13 protein-coding genes are annotated in these 19,303 nt (G+C 33.6%); 9 read left to right on the top strand and 4 right to left on the bottom strand.

Going from position 1 to position 19,303, the window contains the following annotated elements; genetic code table 11:
* The first annotated feature begins 5 nt into the window (after positions 1 to 5).
* Positions 6 to 1,100: a hypothetical protein gene (locus LNQ81_RS03430; RefSeq protein WP_229944780.1), complete on the top strand. Its 1,095-nt coding sequence runs from the start codon at positions 6 to 8 to the stop codon at positions 1,098 to 1,100.
* Between the two features lie 50 nt (positions 1,101 to 1,150).
* On the opposite strand, the gene LNQ81_RS03425 is transcribed toward LNQ81_RS03430, so the two are convergent.
* Together LNQ81_RS03425 and LNQ81_RS03420 are read right to left on the bottom strand one after the other, a co-directional pair.
* Positions 1,151 to 1,708 (bottom strand): DUF4136 domain-containing protein, encoded by a 558-nt coding sequence (locus tag LNQ81_RS03425; RefSeq protein ID WP_229944779.1) that lies wholly within the window; start codon positions 1,706 to 1,708, stop codon positions 1,151 to 1,153.
* Between the two features lie 17 nt (positions 1,709 to 1,725).
* Complete coding sequence (locus LNQ81_RS03420; RefSeq protein ID WP_229944778.1) at positions 1,726 to 3,714, bottom strand: urocanate hydratase; 1,989 nt, start codon at positions 3,712 to 3,714, stop codon at positions 1,726 to 1,728.
* 180 nt (positions 3,715 to 3,894) lie between these two features.
* Between LNQ81_RS03420 and LNQ81_RS03415 the strand changes: the two genes are divergently transcribed.
* From LNQ81_RS03415 to hemL, 4 genes are read left to right on the top strand one after another with little or no spacing between them, the layout of a single operon-like run.
* Positions 3,895 to 4,227, top strand: coding sequence for a hypothetical protein (locus LNQ81_RS03415; RefSeq protein WP_229944777.1), 333 nt, complete (start codon positions 3,895 to 3,897; stop codon positions 4,225 to 4,227).
* Positions 4,220 to 5,098, top strand: a complete 879-nt coding sequence (locus LNQ81_RS03410; RefSeq protein WP_229944776.1) for a 1-aminocyclopropane-1-carboxylate deaminase/D-cysteine desulfhydrase — start codon at positions 4,220 to 4,222, stop codon at positions 5,096 to 5,098. Before LNQ81_RS03415 ends, LNQ81_RS03410 begins: the two co-directional genes overlap by 8 nt.
* Positions 5,099 to 5,143: 45 nt before the next feature.
* The gene (locus LNQ81_RS03405) at positions 5,144 to 6,076 is read left to right on the top strand and encodes a glucosaminidase domain-containing protein (protein WP_229944775.1); all 933 of its coding nucleotides are present in this window, start codon (positions 5,144 to 5,146) and stop codon (positions 6,074 to 6,076) included.
* A 1-nt stretch (position 6,077) separates the two neighbouring features.
* Positions 6,078 to 7,361: a glutamate-1-semialdehyde 2,1-aminomutase gene (gene hemL / locus LNQ81_RS03400; RefSeq protein WP_229944774.1), complete on the top strand. Its 1,284-nt coding sequence runs from the start codon at positions 6,078 to 6,080 to the stop codon at positions 7,359 to 7,361.
* Positions 7,362 to 7,706: 345 nt separating this feature from the next.
* On the opposite strand, the gene LNQ81_RS03395 is transcribed toward hemL, so the two are convergent.
* Positions 7,707 to 9,266 (bottom strand): IS1182 family transposase, encoded by a 1,560-nt coding sequence (locus tag LNQ81_RS03395; protein WP_229944683.1) that lies wholly within the window; start codon positions 9,264 to 9,266, stop codon positions 7,707 to 7,709.
* 138 nt (positions 9,267 to 9,404) lie between these two features.
* A complete protein-coding gene (locus tag LNQ81_RS03390) occupies positions 9,405 to 10,004 on the bottom strand; it encodes a ribonuclease HII (RefSeq protein WP_229944773.1) in 600 nt (199 codons plus the stop codon).
* Positions 10,005 to 10,411: 407 nt separating this feature from the next.
* Here LNQ81_RS03390 and LNQ81_RS03385 point away from each other — a divergent pair, with 407 nt between their 5' ends.
* The 4 genes from LNQ81_RS03385 (at position 10,412) to LNQ81_RS03370 (ending at position 19,303) form a co-directional block, all read left to right on the top strand.
* Positions 10,412 to 13,567, top strand: a complete 3,156-nt coding sequence (locus LNQ81_RS03385; protein ID WP_229944772.1) for a SusC/RagA family TonB-linked outer membrane protein — start codon at positions 10,412 to 10,414, stop codon at positions 13,565 to 13,567.
* 19 nt (positions 13,568 to 13,586) lie between these two features.
* Positions 13,587 to 15,101 carry a RagB/SusD family nutrient uptake outer membrane protein gene (locus LNQ81_RS03380; RefSeq protein WP_229944771.1) on the top strand — a complete coding sequence of 505 codons (1,515 nt, stop codon included), beginning with the start codon at positions 13,587 to 13,589 and terminating at the stop codon, positions 15,099 to 15,101.
* A gap of 62 nt (positions 15,102 to 15,163) precedes the next feature.
* Positions 15,164 to 15,964 (top strand): hypothetical protein, encoded by an 801-nt coding sequence (locus LNQ81_RS03375; protein WP_229944770.1) that lies wholly within the window; start codon positions 15,164 to 15,166, stop codon positions 15,962 to 15,964.
* A gap of 336 nt (positions 15,965 to 16,300) precedes the next feature.
* Complete coding sequence (locus LNQ81_RS03370) at positions 16,301 to 19,303, top strand: SusC/RagA family TonB-linked outer membrane protein (protein WP_418887959.1); 3,003 nt, start codon at positions 16,301 to 16,303, stop codon at positions 19,301 to 19,303.

Genomic DNA, 19,303 nt, shown 5'->3' with positions numbered 1-19,303 from the left:
TAGATATGAACAAAATAGGCGTATATTTTTCTATTGTATTATTGACTATAGTTACCATATTAGGTTGTAGTAAAGATGATTCAATAGATAATTTGAATAAAAAAGAACTTCTTTTAACCGCAAATAAGAGAAGTGTAGTAGTGGGTGATGTGGTAACTTTCTCTGCTTTAGATAAGTCAAATAACGAAGTGTCTGACGCTGTTTTTTACATCAACCAACAAAAAATAACAAAGACATATAAATTTGATAAAAAAGGAGTGTATAATGTTATAGCTAAAAAAGTTGGCTATCAGAATAGTACTGTATTTTCTGTTTTTGTATCTGATTCGGGTGAAGCAATTGTAGAGCCTTTAAAATTAGATGTTGATAAACAAATTATTAATATTGGAGATAAAGTCCAATTCTCTGTAACTACAGAAGGCGGAAAGGATATAAAAGATTACAAAATACAAGAGGTAGGGGGGACTGTTTTGAGTTCTAATATTTGGACTGCAGAGAAGGCTGGGAAATATAAGTTTATTGCTACTAAAGCAGATTATGCTAATAGTAATGTTATTGAAGTGGTAGTAAAACCAAATTCAATTGTTGAAGCTCAAACTTTTGTAATCAATGGAGTTAAGTATAATATAAAAGAAGTTGTATTAGCTGTAGATGTGAATGAAAGTACTAAGAAAGCAATTCTGTATACTGAAGGTAATAGTGCTTATTTTGTATTTAAATTATTTGCTGAGTATTCTAACTCTACTTTTGCAATGACTGTAATGAAAGTGCTGGTACCGAGTGATACACAAAAAATTGTTTATCCTTATGAAGTAGAATCATCGAAAGTTATATCAATAGGGGGAGTGGGAGTTGTTGATGGTCAATTACTAGCAGAAGTGGATGCAGAGGATATAGAGAAAACCAAAGTAAAATGGATATCTCCATTGGTAGATAGAAAAGGAATGGTAGAGTATGATTTTAGTTCTAAAGATAGAAATTTGGAAATTATATATAAAGGAATTTATAGTGGACTGAGTGGTGTTCCAGTAAAACAGAATAATGCAAATTTAAAAGTTGAAAACAGAAATACAGGGTATGTGGATGACCGTTTAAAGTAACGCATAATAAAAAAGAAAGGCTCACTGATCAAGTGAGCCTTTCTTATAATTTATTTTTTTTCTATTGTTGGAGGAAACTTAGTTAATATTTTTTCAATAAAATCATTAATACGTTCTTCTTTTTTATCAGGATTAGGAGCTTTGTCTAGATAGCCTGTACCTATTCCTTGCCAGATTAATACTTTTTTGTTTGTATCTAAGATGTCTACATATAATGTACCTTCTATAGAAGTAGAAACTGTTGTGTTATTTGGTCCCCAATATGGCCCCCATCCCCAACCATAATACCCATAAGGAGAGTAAAAGTTGTTATTGGTTGTTACATTGACTTTTTCTTGTGCTTTAGTAAAGATGTTGATTACAAAGTCAGGGTTCTTATCCGTTTTAGAAAAACCTTTAGCAGTTAGATTTGCATCTATTGCAGTAAGTATTCTTTTTTTGTCTAAGTCGTTAATTTTAGCCTGATCAATCCCTTCTTTAAAGAACGCATAGGTCTTGTATTGCCTAAAGTCTACAGCTTTGTCGTAATCTGCTGTTACTCGAACACTACTACATGACGCTATAAAAAGCATCAATAGTGCGAATGGTAATAATTTAATAGCTTTCATGAGTTTATTTTTAATGGTTATTTTAACAAATCTTCATTTACAATATTAGGTATTGTCACTTTTAAAAGTGGTTCTACTTCCATTGCTCTTTTTATAGCAAAGATTGCTTCGTCATTACGAGCCCAGCTTCTTCTAGCAATACCGTTATTTACATCCCAGAATAACATTGATTCTAATCTCTTCTGAGCATCTAATGTACCATCAAGTAACATGCCAAAACCTCCATTTATTACTTCTCCCCATCCTACTCCACCACCATTGTGTATAGATACCCATGTAGCACCTCTAAAACTGTCACCGATGACATTGTGTATTGCCATATCTGCAGTGTACTTAGAGCCGTCATATATGTTAGAAGTTTCTCTGTATGGTGAATCTGTACCTGATACATCATGATGATCTCTTCCTAATACCACAGGACCTATTTTTCCTGCTTTAATAGCGTCATTAAAGGCTCTAGCAATATTAATACGTCCTTCAGCATCTGCATATAAGATACGAGCCTGTGAACCAACTACTAATTTATTCTCTTGTGCACCTTTTATCCAACGAATATTATCAGCCATTTGTTGCTGTATTTCTATTGGAGAGCTTTTAATCATCTCTTCTAGTATTTCACATGCTATCTGGTCTGTCTTAGCTAAGTCCTCAGGATTACCTGAAGCGCATACCCATCTAAAAGGACCAAAACCATAATCAAAACACATCGGTCCCATAATATCCTGTACATAACTAGGATATTTAAAGTCTATGCCATTAGGAGCCATAATATCTGCCCCTGCACGTGATGCTTCTAATAAGAATGCATTACCATAGTCAAAGAAATATGTGCCCTTAGCAGTGTGTTTATTGATAGCTGTAGCCTGACGTCTTAGGGAATCTTGTACTAATTCTTTAAACTTCAAAGGATTATTAGCCATTAGATCATTTGCTTCTTCAAAAGAAACACCTACAGGGTAATATCCCCCAGCCCAAGGATTGTGTAGTGATGTTTGATCAGAGCCTAAATCAATATACAAATTAGCTTTGTCAAACTCTTCCCATATCTCTACAGCATTACCTTGATAGGCTATAGATACTATTTCTTTGTTTTCTTGTGCTTTTCTTACTCTTGTTATTAAGGTAGTTATATCAGTAATTACTTCATCTACCCATCCCTGAGTGTGTCTAGTGTGTACTGCTTTAGGATTTACTTCTGCACATACAGTGATGCACCCAGCTATATTACCAGCTTTAGGCTGAGCACCGCTCATACCACCTAATCCTGAAGTAACGAATAACTTACCTGCTAGCCCCTCTCCATTCTTAGCGATTTTTCGCCCACCATTAAGAACAGTGATTGTAGTACCATGTACTATACCTTGTGGGCCAATGTACATATAACTACCTGCTGTCATTTGACCATATTGTGTCACTCCTAGTGCATTGAATTTTTCCCAGTCGTCAGGTTTAGAATAATTAGGAATCATCATACCGTTTGTAACTACTACACGTGGAGCGTTCTTATGCGAAGGGAATAAACCCATCGGGTGGCCTGAGTACATTACTAATGTCTGTTCATCTGTCATTTCCCCTAGATACTTCATTGTTAGCAAATACTGAGCCCAGTTAGAGAACACAGCACCATTACCACCATATGTGACTAGTTCATGAGGGTGTTGTGCTACTGCATAGTCTAGATTATTCTGTATCATTAACATAATGGCTTTAGCTTGTAAGCATTGTCCCGGATAATCTTCTATAGGTCTGGCATACATTTTATAATCTGGACGCAAACGATACATGTATATTCTTCCATACTTTTCAAGTTCTTCTTTAAACTCAGGAATCAGTGTACTGTGGTGCTCACTAGAGAAGTAACGAAGTGCATTTTTTAGAGCTAATACTTTTTCATCATCAGACAGTATGTCCTTTCGCTTAGGAGCGTGATTTATAGTAAGATCATAATCCTTCTTAGGAGGCAGTACAGTAGGAATTCCCTGTAAAATATGTTCTTGGAAAGTCATGTTTATATTTTTTAGTTTGTTAATAATTTTTACTTAAATACTAATGGATTAGCAAAAATCATTAAGTACTTTTGCTAAGTTACATTTATATTACACAGGTGTGTAATAAACTGATGGGAAGATAGTAATAAAGTCGGAGAAAATTAATATCCCTTTTATTAAAAAAGTTCTAAAAAGAAGATGATTGTTGTATGTAAATATTTAGTGCCCGAGGGATTTGATGGAATAACTCTATATCCATTTATATTTTTGAAGTCTAAAGACAGTAAGAATAATCTCTATTTAGTAAATCATGAGCGCATACACTTACATCAGCAAGCAGAACTCTTGATTGTTTTTTTTTATCTATGGTATCTGATGTCATTTTTTTATTACTATCTCAGATTGAGGAGTGTGAAGCTAGCTTATAAAGAAGTTATATTTGAAAGAGAGGCTTACCAAAATGAACATAATTTAGAATATTTAAAGACGAGAAAGTTCTTTTCATTTTTAAGAAATAACGCCCATGTTTGAGAGTGAGAATGTGTATAATGAACAACTTAACCTTGAGTTACCTCAGGGTATTTCTGTTTTTGTCAAAAGAGAAGATTTACTTCACGCTGAGGTATCGGGAAATAAGTTTAGAAAGTTAAAGTACAATATTATAAAAGCGAAGGAGTTAGGATATAGTAGGCTGCTGACTTTCGGAGGAGCATATTCTAATCATATAGCTGCTACAGCTGCCGCAGGACGAATATGTGGAGTGGAGACTATTGGGATTATCAGAGGAGACGAGTTAAAGGATAACTATGAAGATAATCATACATTGACTAAAGCAGTTGAAGATGGGATGCAATTAGGTTTTTTATCTCGATCTGATTATAGACAAAAAACTTCACCTGAGATTTTAAAACGACTTGGAGATGTTTATGGTAATTTTTATCTTGTTCCTGAAGGAGGTACAAATGAAGAAGCTATTAAGGGAACAGAAGAAATATTAAAACAAGGTGATGAAGCATTTGATTATGTATGTACAGCTGTAGGAACGGGAGGTACTATTGCTGGTATTATAAATAGTTCATTCACTAATCAGACAATTATTGGCTTTCCTGCTTTAAAAGGTGATTTTCTATATGAAGATATTCGTAGATTTGCCAATAAATCTAATTGGGAATTAATTTTAGATTACCATTTTGGTGGTTATGCTAAGTATAACGAAGAGTTGTTATCTTTCTTAAGGGAACTATATAGAAGAACAGGAGTTTTATTTGATCCTATTTATAATGGAAAAATGATGTACGGGCTTATAGAAGAAATAAAAAAAGGAAGATTTATAGAAGGAAGTAAAATACTTGTAATACACACAGGAGGATTACAAGGTTGGAATGATAAAATTAAAATTTAGTAATAGTTATTTATGTTGAAAAAAGTCGTTTTTATTTTTTGTATAATGTTTGTTGTTGGTTGTGCTAGTAAGAAGGCTCCAGCACCAAAGAGTAAACCTTTGACAACGAATAGATACCCTACCCCTACAGGGAAAAAGGTAAAGGAAAAAGAACTAGTTTCTAAATCAGAGTATAGATCTCAACTACACAAGAGTGAAACTGAAAAGAAGAAAGTAGAGAAAAAGAAAAGCGAGAGCGAAGTTTTAGAAGCTACTTCTAGGCTAAGTGTGACTAGTGATATGATACGTGACTATATACTGAAGTACAAAGAAACAGCAAAGGAGAATATGGCTAACCATGGAATACCTGCTAGTATAAAATTAGCTCAAGGTGTTTTAGAGTCTGGATCAGGTCAAGGAACACTGAGTAGAAATGCAAATAATCACTTTGGGATAAAATGTCATCAAGGATGGGAGGGAGAGTCTGTACGCCATACAGATGACGCACCTGATGAATGTTTTAGAAAATATAGCAATCCTGAAGAGTCTTATGTAGACCATTCTCTGTTTTTAACTAATAGAGGTCGTTATAGCAATTTATTCCTATTAGAAAAAGATGATTACGAAGGGTGGGCTGTAGGTCTAAAGAGTGCTGGCTATGCTACAGATCCTAAATATGCAGATAAGTTAATCAGTCTTATAGAGCGATATGAGTTGTATAAATATGATGCAGAGGTTTTGAATAAGAAAGTATCAGGACCAAGACCTCGTACTATAAGTACTGCAAAGGATAGTACTAATGTTGCAAATACAACTAAAAATACTTCTAAAACAGATAAGAATAATACCAAAAGTAAGGGAGGGACACATATCGTAGAAAAGGGAGATACTCTTTATAATATATCTAAACGATATAATCTTACAGTAGAGCAACTTCAAAAAATGAATAGCTTAACTAATAATACAATTTCAATAGGACAAACTTTAAAAATTAAATAATATGTTATACCAAAGAAGTAGTAAGCTTTTTGCAGAAGCTGAGAAAGTAATACCTGGTGGAGTGAATTCTCCTGTACGTGCTTTTAAATCTGTCGGAGGAACTCCTATCTTCGTGAAGGAAGCTAAAGGAGCATATTTATATGATGAAGATGGTAATAAACTAATAGACTATATTAACTCATGGGGGCCGATGATCCTAGGACATGCTTATGAGCCAGTAGTTAATGCAGTAATCGAAAAAGCAAAACTAGGAACTTCTTTTGGTATGCCAACAGAGATAGAGACGGAAATAGCAGAGTTAGCTGTATCTATGGTTCCAAATATTGATAAGATTCGCTTTGTTAATTCAGGGACAGAAGCATGTATGAGTGCAGTGCGTCTAGCTCGTGGGTATACAGATAGAGAAAAGATAATTAAGTTTAAAGGATGTTACCACGGACATTCAGATTCATTCTTGATTTCTGCTGGTAGTGGAGCTGTAACGTTCGGATCTCCGAATAGCCCTGGTGTAACAGCAGGTACAGCTAAAGATACTCTATTGGCTACTTATAATGATCTAGCTAATGTAGCATCTATCTTAGAAGCTAATAAAGGAGAGGTGGCTGCGATCATCGTTGAGCCAGTCGCTGGTAATATGGGGTGTGTGCCTCCAGCTAAAGGGTTTTTAGATGGATTAAGAGCACTATGTGATACACATGGAGCTTTATTAATCTTTGATGAAGTGATGACAGGATTCCGTCTTGCACAAGGTGGAGCACAGGAGTTATTTGGTGTGAGTGCAGACATTGTTACATTCGGTAAAGTTATCGGAGGAGGTTTGCCAGTAGGAGCGTTTGCAGCTCGTAATGAGATTATGAATTACCTTGCGCCAGTAGGGCCAGTGTACCAGGCAGGTACCCTATCAGGTAATCCTTTAGCAATGGCAGCAGGTCTAACGATGCTACAAGAGATTAATAAAGATAAGAATCTATTTAAACGTTTAGAAGAGAAGACTGCTTACTTAGAAAAGGGAATGCGCAAGGTATTAAGTGATAATAATGTATCTTATACTATCAATCGCGTAGGGTCAATGATTTCCGTCTTTTTTGATGATCGAGAAGTAGTGGATTTTGAGACAGCAGGGTATGGTAATAATGACAATTTTAAAAAATTCTTCCATGGGTTGTTAGCAGAAGGAGTGTATATAGCCCCTTCTTCTTATGAGACTTGGTTTATTACAGATGCATTGACTTATGAGGATTTAGATTACACGATTAATGCAGTGAACAAGATTTTTGCTAAATAGTATATATCTGTTGTAATACATATAAAAAGGACTGTTTTCTATTTTTGTAGAAACAGTCCTTTTTATATGGTGTTTTTTGATTTAAATAGGTAGTGGTCGGCATATGATCGGCATGTGGTCGGCTTAAAAGTGCATAAATTGCCTATCACTATGCTATCACCTCGAGAGTACCTACCAATCATCTAAAAGTGTAGAGCAAAAAAACGGGGCTGTCTCATTGCAAAAAGAGACAGCTCTCTTTGTTCTGATATTTTAGATATTGTTTTTAGAGGATTTTCTTAAAATATGCAAACCTCAGAGGATTGAAAAAGGATATTAAAGAAAAAAGGAACTAAAAGAGCCTTTTTAGGCAGCTCTCTTTCTAATATTTTGTGCAATTGCCAATAATCCCCATTCTATTGCGACTTTTTCCTTACCACGAAGCATAAATCGGCGGAACCCATGGTTCTGTTTAATGTTTCCGAAAACTGTTTCTACATCGTGACACCTTTGTGTACGCTTGTCAACACCTTCTTTTGTAGTGAGTAATTTACTTGCTTTTTTTCGGTGTCGTTGTAATTCAAAGTTTATTTCTATAGTCCGATTGCCTTTTGCTTTATGGCATACACCATTTAAAGGACAACCTTGACAATTTTTAGCTTGATATTGCCTTAATGTTTGGATAAAGCCTGTAGTTGTAGCTTTTGTTGTATCTCCAATATAGTGCATTTCTTGTCCCATAGGACATACAAAATAATCACCTTTGTGTTGGTAAAATAATTTATCTGTTGCAAAAGGCTTTGTACTTTGCTTAGCATTCTTCCTGGTTTTTTTTTCTACTTGTTCTTGCTCTTGCTCAAAAGTATTATACTTCACAAAAGCTTTAATTTGTTGATCCTCTAAATAGGTGTAATTTTCTTGACTACCATACCCTGCGTCTGCTATAACAGACTTTGGATATTCGCCATAATTCTCTTTGAATTTTTCTAAGTGAGGTATTAATGTAGTTGTATCAGTTGGGTTTGAATGTATACTATAGGCAAGGATATATTGATTGTTGGTTGATATTTGAACATTGTAGCCTGCTTTTAGAAAACCACTATTCATATGATCTTCCTTCATACGCATAAAAGTAGCATCCTTATCTGTTTTAGAATAAGAATTGCGATCTTCTAGTATAGCTTCATGCTCTTGGTACTCTTGAATTTTTGTAGGGTACTCTTTGCTGATATACTTAAGTTTGTTCTTTACTTTCTGGTCAACATCTGGATTGTCTTTTAACGCTGCATTTAATGTGTCAATGGCTTGATTTATAGTCTCTGCATCTATTTTCTTAAAGTCTGGGGGTGGTGGAAGTTCACTTTCTTGTCTGGCAATAGAGTCTGCATAACCCCATATTTCTAGAATCTGCTGAACCATCTTTTCTTTATAATTTGAAATAGCTTTCTTCCAAACAAAGGTGAATTTATTAGCATTGGCCTCGATTTTAGTTCCATCAATATAAGCCTCTTCAATACTAATAAAACCTTCCGCTATGAATAACTCAACAATCTGAGTAAAGATTTGCTCTATATAATCCTTAAGTTTTGAAGAGCGAAAACGATTAATTGTATTGTGGTCTGGGTAGGACATACCACTTAACCACATATAATGAACATTCTCTAAACAGGCTTGCTCAAGCTTGCGACTACTGTACACATTGTTTAGGTAACCATAAATTAGAACCTTTAGTAACATCTTTGGATGATAACTGATACCACCACATTTAGAGTAGCTATCATATAAGCTTTCTAAGTCTAACTTATCTATTACTGTATTAATAATACGTACAGGATGTAACTTAGGGATAAAATCATCTAAGGAATGAGGAATTAAGCTCATTTGATTCTGAGCGTAGTATTTAAATCTAGGGGATTGTTTTGCCATAAATACATTGATTTATCAACTTAAAAATACTGATAATCAACTAAATAAACAAATAATAAGAGTGTAAATATACTAAATATGACTAAAAAAAGAGGCTGTCTTTATGAGACAGCCCCGTTTATATAAAATGAACTTTGATTATAGTTCTAACTTTAGTTGATCAGGTAAGAGTTTAAATGACATTCTATGATACTTGCAAGCACCGAATTTTACAATAGCTTCTCTGTGCTCTTTAGTTGGATATCCTTTATTCTTTTTCCAATTATACATCGGAAACTCTTCGTGTATCTTATCCATATAGTCATCTCTGTATGTTTTAGCTAAGATAGAGGCGGCAGCTAGGCTAAGATATTTTGTGTCTCCTTTGACAATACACTGGTGGAGTAAGTCAGGGATAGGAGTGAATCGGTTGCCATCTATGATGAGAAACTCTGGTTTAGGATCTAAGTCTAACACTGATAGTGTCATGGCTTTAATAGAGGCATGTAATATATTTAGTTCTTCGATTGTATCTTCATGTAGATGAGTTACTTTGTAAGTTAACGCATTCTCTTCTATTAATTCTCTGAGTTTGTACCGTGTTTTGGCAGTTATCTGCTTAGAATCATTTATTTCCTCATTTAGAAAATCTTTTGGAAGAATTACAGCAGCGGCTGTTACAGGACCTGCTATGCAGCCTCTGCCAGCTTCATCTGTTCCTGCTTCTAGTGTGTATGAAGAATAGTTTGGTAATAACATAATAAGATAAACTTTATTTATAATACAAAAGTAAGTATTAATCTATTGTCTAGTAATAAAAGTCTTATTATAAAATTGATATAAATAGATTCAAACTTATGTTAAAAAGGATGCTTTTTTTTGGCACTTGCTTTTAATAAATAAGCATTGATAAAGCATTGAGAATAATTATGTGTTAATTAAATTAATTGTGTTTTGATTTGTTTAGTATTTCAAATTGTTTTTGAGTTTCTTAATGTGTATTATTTGATTTTAATATTTGTAATATTGTTTGATATTGTGTTGTTTTGTTGATGATAGTTTAATTTGTTATGATTTGTTTTTGTTAGTATAGTTAATAGTGGTGCTTCTGGTTAGGTTATCTAATTACTTTTTTAGATTTGTGAACTAACTAATTCAATTTAATAATGATTTCTAAGTTAAGATGGACTTTAGCTCTGGCAGCAGGGCTAGCTGTGCAAGTTTCTTTTGCACAACAAAAGACTCTATCTGGAGTAGTATCTGAGGGAGGACTTCCATTGCCAGGGGTAACTGTGGTAATTAAGGGAACTCAAGAGGGAACTCAGACAGATCTAGATGGAAAATATTCTTTAAAAGTAAAACCTGGAGATGTATTGGTATACTCTTTCATTGGTATGAACGATAAAGAATATAAGGTGTCTACAGCAAATAACTATAACGTTGCTTTAGAATCTGAGGATTCTATGTTAGATGAGGTTGTAGTAACTGCGTATGGTACTCAAACAAAAACTTCTATTGCAGGATCTATTGCTGTAGTTGATAGTAAACAAATTAGAGATGTAACTACTTCTGATGTAACTCAAGGTTTAGTAGGTAAAGTTGCTGGGGTTCAAATTATGAATAATAGTGGTTCACCTGGTGATAATGCAACAATTCGTTTTAGAGGTTTAGGATCTATTTCTGCGAGTTCTGATCCGTTATTAGTTGTTGATGGAGTTCCATTTAATGGATCTTTAAGTGCTATTAATAATTCTGATATAGAAACTATCTCTTTCTTAAAAGATGCCTCTGCAGCTGCTTTATATGGAAATAGAGGTGCAAACGGAGTTATTATTATTACAACAAAACGTGGTCAATCAGGACAAACTAAAGTATCATTTGATACTAAAGTAGGTATTGCAAGTTCTAATTTCCAAGACTATAATAAGATGAGCAGCCCCTCAAAATACTATGAGTCTTATTATGCTGCTTTGAGAAATAGTTATATGACAGCTGGTAACAGCTTTGATAAAGCTTCTCAGATGGCTTCTCAAGGACTTATTTCTGAAAGTGCTGGTAAACTTGGTTCTGGGTTAGGTTATAATATTTATAATGTTCCTAATGATCAGTTAATCGATCCTACTACAGGAAAGATAAATCCAAATGCTCAATTGATGTATCATGAATTATATGATGATTATTTATTTAGAGATGGGTTGTTTACTCAGAATAATTTAAGTTTTTCAGGAGGAAGTGATAATACAACATTCTCTATGTCTTTAGGACATGAGAAAAATGAAGGTATTGTTGCAAATAATGACTACCAAAAAATTACAGGGCGTTTAAGTGTAGATAGTCGTATTAACAAAACTTTCAAAGTTGGTGGTAGTGTTAATTATTCTCATGTTGAGAGAGAAAATCCAATGGGAGGAGATTACATTAGAGGTAATAATAGCGCTTTTTCAAATCCATTTTTCTGGTCAGCTTCAATAGCACCTATTTACCCTGTTCATGCATATGATAAAGAAGGTAGTATCATGAAGGACAAAAGTGGTAATGTATTATATGATGATGGTTCTGGAAGTATTACTCCTTATGTAAGACCTTTTGGACAAAATTCTAATCCATATGCATCAGGAACTAATGATTACAGAAAATTTGTTTCTGATCAGGTATTTACTTCGACTTATTTAGACATGAAATTAGCTGAGGGATTAACTTTTAAATATGTTCTTTCTGCTGATTTATATAGTAATGTATTACGTTACACTATGAACCCTGTTTACGGTTCAGGTACTGGTGTTAATGGTCGTGCTAACCAAGAAGATGATAAAATGTTTGCTGTTACTAACCAACAGTTATTAAATTATAACAAATGGTTTGGACAACATTCTGTTGACATCTTATTAGGGCATGAAACAATGAATAGAAAGAAAGAAAACTTATATGTGCAACGTACAAATATGTTATTCCCAGATAGTCCATTTGTTGATCATGCTGCTGTTATTCGCAGTGCTAATGGAGGTAATGAAACTTATTCGTTAGAAGGATACTTCGCTAAACTTAACTACGGGTATAATAATAAGTACTTCGTTAATGCTAGTATTAGACGTGATGCTTCTTCTTATTTTCATCCAGATAACAAATGGGGTACTTTCTTTGGTGTTGGAGGTGCATGGGTTATTTCATCTGAAAACTTCATGAAAGACATTGCTTGGATTGACCAACTAAAACTTAAATCAAGTTATGGTGAACAAGGGAATGACAATTTATTAATGATGAACCCTTATCAAAACCAATATTCAATTAAGCCTTCTTTTGATCCAGATGCACCTATTACAATTATTGGTGAAACTAAAGGAAATAAAGATATTACTTGGGAAGTAAATAAAAACTTTAATGCTGGTTTTGAGGCTTCTTTCTTAAATGGAAGAATAGCTGTTGAGGCTGAATATTTCATTAGAAAGGTTGATGATATGTTGTTCTTTGTACCAACACCTCTTGTTACTGGATTTAAGCAAATGCCTTATAATGCAGGTAATATGAAAAATACTGGTGTTGAGGTTAATTTATCTAGTGAAATCGTTCGTACTAATGATTTAAAAGTTAGCTTGAACATAAACGGAACTCATTATAAAAATGAGATTACAAAATTGCCTGCAGGACAAAAAAGTATTAAATCAGGACAGTTTGTTAGAGAAGAGGGAGGATCTATATATGAATACTATTTAAAAGAATATGTAGGTGTTAACCAAGAGAACGGAAATGCACAATTTATCAAAATTGATGATAAAACAGGAGAACGTTCTATTACAGAGAACTGGAATGATGCAACATTACAAAAAATAGATAAATCACCTATACCTACTGTGTATGGTGGATTTGGATTAAATGCAGAATATAAAGGATTTGATTTGTCAGCTAATTTTGCGTATCAATTTGGTGGGTATGGATATGATACTAAATACACTAGCTTCTTCTCAGTAAAACCAGGTCAGAACTTACATAATGATTTTAGCAAAACTTGGGATCCAGTTACAAAACAAGGAAGTTTGCCAAGAGTTGATGTTAGTGATAAAGCGAGTGCTTACGGTGGTTCTACATTAGCATTAATTAAATCAGATTATTTAAGTTTACAGAATATTACTGTGGGATACACATTTAACAAAGAAGTTACAGATCACTTAGGGTTATCTAAATTGCGTTTATACGCTATGGTTGATAATGCTGCTTTATGGTCTAAACGTCAAGGATATGATCCAAGGTTAAATCTAACAGGACTTTCGGGTACAGGTTATCCACTGTATAGAACATTTGCATTTGGTGCTAATATTCAATTTTAATCATTAGGTCGTAATTATTATGAAAAAAATATTATATTCAAGCTTTGTTCTTGGAGCAGTGTTATTAGCTTCTTGTTCAAAGGATTTTACAGAAAATAAATTAAATTCTAAGTTTTCAGATGAACAAATGGCTGCTTTAGCAGCATTTCCTGAGTCAGCTCTTATTCTTAATGAAGGATTAGAAAATGGAGGTTTAAACTTAATGTTTAAATCTGGAGTAGCTGAAGTTGGTCAACATGAAGATTTTGGACAAAAAGGAGTTGATATCGCAGTAGATGCGATGAGTAATGATGTTGCATATGCTAATATGAACTGGTTTTCTTATCAGTATAACTATACAGATAGACTAGAGAATAATAATACTGCAACTATCTATAATTATTATAATAAATTAGCTCATAATGCTAATCAAGTTATTCAATCTTTAATACGAACTAATCCTGATTATAAGTCAAGTGTTATGTATGGTCGTGTACTTGCATTGCGAGCGTTTGCAAATCTTAATTTGATACGTTTATATGAATACAATGGAGACGGAATAAGTTTAGAAACTGTTAATGATAAAGGAGAATTTGTTTATCAATATAACCGTGTTAAAGCCATTGAAGTGAATAAATTCATTGAGCAAGATTTAAAAGAAGCATATAGCTTATTGGAAAAGTATGCTCGTCCAAATATCAATTTTATTGATAAAAGTGTTGTGGCAGGTTTATTGTCAAGATTTTATCTTTATACAGAAAAGTTTGATTTAGCTAAAGAATATTCAAATAAAGCACTTAATGGTAGTGTAGAAGCTAATAGCTATTCTGTAGTAAATAATGGTAACTTTAGTTCAATGTCAAATATTGATTGGATGTGGGCTACTGATATTAACGGAAGTAATACTGGTACCTATGCATCATATTTCTCGCATATGGACGCATTTAATGTTGGATATGGTAAAGTTGGAAATACGACTAAATCTATTGATAGACGTTTATATGACGAAATGAATACTAGTGATATTCGTAGAACAGATTGGTTTGCGGATGGTAAGAAGGTTTATACTTCTCCTAAGTGGGGTAATGATAAAGATGGTAAGCCTGTAACTAAAGTTATTCCTAGATATGTTAATACTAAATTTGTTGATCCAACAATGTTTTTAGGAGATTACTGTTATATGAGAAAAACAGAGATGGTGTTTAACTACATTGAAGCTTTAATTAAACTTGGTGACGAAGGAAGTGCAAAAACTATGTTGGCACAATATATGTCCTCTCGTGATAAGTCATATGATATTAATGCAAGATTAACCAAACATAGTTTGTTTAAAGAATTCCAAATTCAAAAAAGAATTGAACTATGGGGAGAAGGTTTTGGATTACTTGATATGAAACGTTGGAATGTTTCTCTAGAGAGAAAATATGAAGGAACTAATCATATTGTTAATGGACAGATTAATATAGCTGTACCTAGTGCGCAGTTTACATTACAATTCCCATTAGCTGAGCGTAATGCTAATGCTTTATTAGCACCTCAGAATCCAATAAAATAATTATAATGAAGAGGTTGTTTAAAACAACCTCTTTTTTTATTTAACTATCCTAAACAATAAATATGAAAAAATTAAAAATATTTGCAATTCTAGCACTTGTAGGATTGAGTCTTGCATCATGTAGTTCTAGTGATAAGGAAGAGTATTGGCCTAATCCTGATAGAGGTGATTATATGAAAGTTTCGCGTATGGAAGTTATTCGCGACGTAGAGAAACAACATTTACTAGAAGCACTATACACCATTGAGTATAATTATTTTCTTAAGCTTCATAAACTTAAAGAGTTTCAGAATGTTGATTTAACTGCATTACCTGCTAAAGCTCCTATTAGCTATTCGTTTAGTTATCTAAAAGATGATAGTCTAAATAAAATAGTGATTAAGAAAGATGAAGAGATTGATTTAGATGAGTTAACTGCATCTTATCAAGGTGGAGACTTGGTAAGTATAAAAGGAAAAAAAGAAGAGTCAGAAGTTTTATATCAATCAGTGAATGCTAATAATCTTAAAGTTACTCAAGGTTATAAAACTTATGATTATGAGTTTGATAATACTGGTAATTTGATTGCGGTATCTGATAATACAGGTAGATTATTTAGTTATAAGTATGGAGTAGGTCATAATCCTTTTGAGCATAGTGAGTACAATTTGACTTTTGACTATATACCAGGTGGAGAACTTATTCGATTTGTGAAAAGTTCGAGAAATGAGATAATATCTGCAAAGAATGAGAAGACTGGTGAAGAGCTTAATTTTGGTTATAAACTTCATGATTTTGGTTATCCAACTGAAATGATAGTTAATGGAAGTACTACTAAAACATTATTTAAGTTTGAGTATAATATTATTCGCGAACGTGAATAGTTAGAAAGTGACAATATAGTTATAAAGCCTTAGATTCCACTCTAAGGCTTTTTTACTATTATTTAGATAAATGTTAAATTAATGTTATTTGATTTTTATGTAATTGTCAAAATGTTTGATTTTATGGATTGGATTTTTGTGACATTTTGTATAAGATTAGTATTTTGATGCTTTTTATTTGTTAAAATGAGGGTTATTTTTTAAGTTTTGTTTGGTTTGAGAAATCTAAATCTTAATTTAATTATAAAGTTATTCAAATATTTTGTTAGATTTGTTTCAATTACTAATTGAATTATTATGAAATTAAACTACAAATGGATTGTGGCTGCAGGTGTGATGCTTCTATCGCAGAATATCTCGGCGCAACAAAAAGCTCTGAAAGGAGTGGTTACTGAAGGAGGCTTACCTCTTCCTGGTGTAACTGTAATGATTAAAGGTACAGATAAAGGTACCCAAACAGACTTAAGTGGTAATTATACATTAAATGTTCAAAAAGGAGATGTTTTAGTTTTCTCTTTTGTTGGGATGAATGATGCAACTCATAAAGTTGGCGATGCTCCAGTTTATAACGTAAGCCTTACAGCAGAGGGTAATCAATTAGGAGAGGTTGTGGTTTTGGCTTATGGTCAAAGTAAGGGACGTAATGAGGTTACTGGAAACGTTGTAACGGTGCAAGGAGATGTTATTGGAAAAACTCCTACTGTTTCTGTTGATCAAGCTTTACAAGGTAGGGTAGCAGGATTACAAATGGCAACTACATCAGGGTCACCAGGAGCAACGCAAAACATTCGTATTCGTGGTCGTAACTCTTTATCTGCTAATAATGAGCCATTATTCGTAGTGGATGGTATACCGCTTACAAGTGGAAATATATCTGGAAATAATGAAGGTACTTCTCTTTCTTCTATCTCAGGGATAAACTCAGAGGATATCGAGACTATGACTGTCCTGAAAGATGCTGCTGCAACTGCTGCTTATGGAGCTCGTGGAGGTAATGGGGTTATCGTTATTACAACTAAGAAAGGAAGAAAAGGAGAGCCTAGTTATAGTTTAAAAACTTCTATTGGATTTCAGAATTTAGCAAGAAAGGGACCTGACTTCTTAAGTGGAGAGGAGAAAAAAGATTTGTGGTTAGAAGCTAATTTCAATACGCATGGTGCTTCAAAAGGATTTACGATGGATAATGTTTGGGATTGGTATACTGGATATTATGGACCAAATAACGTTTTGACACGATGGGTGGCTAATGGGTCTCAAGATAATGATTGGAGAAATGCGGTACTGAATAAAGATGCGATTACATCTACGGTCTCTCTAGGTGTAAATGGAGGAGATGAGAATGGAACATATTACGCTAATTTCGCTCATGAGAAGTTCGATGGAGTTGTGATAGGTTCTGACTTTAGGAAGGTTTCTGGGGCATTTAATATGACTAGAAAGTTAAATGATAGATTAGATATTAAGATAGGGGCAAACGTATCTAATATTCTTCAGAATGGAATTAACGAGGCAGGAGCATATTTTTCTAATCCTAACTTATCAGGAATGTTTATTTCTCCTTGGGCATCAATCTATAATGAAGATGGGACGTATAACCTTAATATTCCTGCTGGATTGCATAACCCACTGTATGTAACAGAGAATAATATTTCTCGAAATGATGTTATACGAGTGATGTCAAGTAATACTTTAGGATATAAGGTTCTTGATAATTTAAAATTTGAGTCAACTTTAGGATTAGATTATCTATTGGCAAATTATAAAACGTATCTTAATCCTCTTCACGGTGATGGTAGATCTTATGATGGATCTGCTAGTGAGACTGATCGAAAAAGATTTAACTATGTATGGCAAAATAGTTTAAATTATAAGTTTTATGTTGGTGATGATCACAAGTTTGACGCGAGAGTGTTGATGGAGTATCAAAAGAATAAAGCAAATATTTTAGAGGGTAGGGGGGAAGTTTTACCTCCTGGAATGATTAGTCTTGGTGCATCTGCTACTAATTACCAGGCTAGTGCAGGATATACTGATTGGACTAACTTAGGATTCTTAGGATTGTTAAACTATAATTACAATGATAGATACTTAATTGACTTAACTTTGCGTAGAGAAGGGTCTTCTCGTTTTTCTGAAGACAAGAGATGGGGAACGTTCTTTGCTGTAGGAGGTGCTTGGAATATTAGTTCTGAGTCATTTATGCAAGATGTGGAGTTTATTAACTTATTGCGTTTAAGAGGATCTGTTGGTTCAACAGGTAACTCAGAGATTGCTTCTAATACTTATGCTCAACTTTTAAGTCCAGGTCAGTACAATGGAGAATCAGCTATGACATCAACTCAGTTTGGGGGATTGTTAGGTTGGGAAAAACAATCTAAAACGGATATAGGTATTGAATTTGGGATGTTTGACAATCGTTTAACAGGATCGTTCACTTATTTTATGAGTAAGAGTAAAGATCTATTGTATGCAAGACCATTATCACGTACGTCAGGATTCGCTAGTCAATGGACAAATTTAGGGGATTTAAAGAATAGCGGTATTGAAATCGAATTAAACTATGATGTAATTCGCTCAGAAGATTTTAATTGGTCTATAGGTGGAAATTTAGGAACTGTTAAAAACGAAATGGTAAGTATGCCGATAGTTGATGGTAAACCTCTAGAGGTGTTAGGAAGCTTTAAAGGAACTGCTGAAGGAAAAATATTAGAAGAGTGGAGATTAAAAGAGTATGCAGGTGTAGATGCTCAGACTGGTTTAGCACAGTGGTATATGGCTGATGGAACTAAAACATCAAACTATAATGCTGCTGAAACTAGGTATTTAAATACAAGTGCATTGCCAAAAGTTACAGGAGCAATAAATACACATATTGATTACAAAGGATTCTATTTAGATGCTTTGTTTTCTTTTGCTGCGGGTTATAGTGTATATGACTATTGGTCTTCTTATACAAATTCTGTTAATAGTAGATCATTGTATAATTATAATGGAACTACTGAATTGTTAGAAAGATGGCAGAAACCAGGTGATATTACTGATGTACCTATGCTTACAGTGGGGGGTGGGGCAACTTATACATCACCTAGTACAAGATGGTTATATGATGGGGATCATATCCGTTTAAAACAGATAACTTTTGGTTATAATTTGAAACCAAAAGTTGCAAAGTCGTTAGGATTAGATGCAGTTAATTTATCTGTTTCTGCACGTAATCCTTTAACTTGGGTGAAAGATAGTAGATTGAAATGGGACCCAGAGGTTGATGCTACTGGATATATTGAAATGGCAACACCTCCGTTGAAATCATTTGTATTTACGTTAAACGTTAAATTTTAA

It is taken from the genome of Myroides oncorhynchi (genome assembly GCF_020905415.1).
In the GTDB taxonomy this organism is placed as follows: Bacteria; Bacteroidota; Bacteroidia; order Flavobacteriales; family Flavobacteriaceae; genus Flavobacterium; species Flavobacterium oncorhynchi_A.
Note: the sequence above shows the minus strand (reverse complement) of the source record. Positions and strands in the feature narration are given on the sequence as shown.

Excerpts from the sequence above, each read along its gene's own strand:
- LNQ81_RS03410 (WP_229944776.1), top strand. The coding sequence starts at position 4,220 with ATGTTTGAGAGTGAGAATGTGTATAATGAACAACTTAACCTTGAGTTA.
- LNQ81_RS03405 (WP_229944775.1), top strand. The coding sequence starts at position 5,144 with ATGTTTGTTGTTGGTTGTGCTAGTAAGAAGGCTCCAGCACCAAAGAGT.
- LNQ81_RS03420 (WP_229944778.1), bottom strand. The coding sequence starts at position 3,714 with ATGACTTTCCAAGAACATATTTTACAGGGAATTCCTACTGTACTGCCT.
- LNQ81_RS03415 (WP_229944777.1), top strand. The coding sequence starts at position 3,895 with ATGATTGTTGTATGTAAATATTTAGTGCCCGAGGGATTTGATGGAATA.
- LNQ81_RS03430 (WP_229944780.1), top strand. The coding sequence starts at position 6 with ATGAACAAAATAGGCGTATATTTTTCTATTGTATTATTGACTATAGTT.
- LNQ81_RS03390 (WP_229944773.1), bottom strand. The coding sequence starts at position 10,004 with ATGTTATTACCAAACTATTCTTCATACACACTAGAAGCAGGAACAGAT.
- LNQ81_RS03380 (WP_229944771.1), top strand. The coding sequence starts at position 13,587 with ATGAAAAAAATATTATATTCAAGCTTTGTTCTTGGAGCAGTGTTATTA.
- hemL (WP_229944774.1), top strand. The coding sequence starts at position 6,078 with ATGTTATACCAAAGAAGTAGTAAGCTTTTTGCAGAAGCTGAGAAAGTA.
- LNQ81_RS03385 (WP_229944772.1), top strand. The coding sequence starts at position 10,412 with ATGATTTCTAAGTTAAGATGGACTTTAGCTCTGGCAGCAGGGCTAGCT.
- LNQ81_RS03370 (WP_418887959.1), top strand. The coding sequence starts at position 16,301 with ATGCTTCTATCGCAGAATATCTCGGCGCAACAAAAAGCTCTGAAAGGA.
- LNQ81_RS03375 (WP_229944770.1), top strand. The coding sequence starts at position 15,164 with ATGAAAAAATTAAAAATATTTGCAATTCTAGCACTTGTAGGATTGAGT.
- LNQ81_RS03425 (WP_229944779.1), bottom strand. The coding sequence starts at position 1,708 with ATGAAAGCTATTAAATTATTACCATTCGCACTATTGATGCTTTTTATA.
- LNQ81_RS03395 (WP_229944683.1), bottom strand. The coding sequence starts at position 9,266 with ATGGCAAAACAATCCCCTAGATTTAAATACTACGCTCAGAATCAAATG.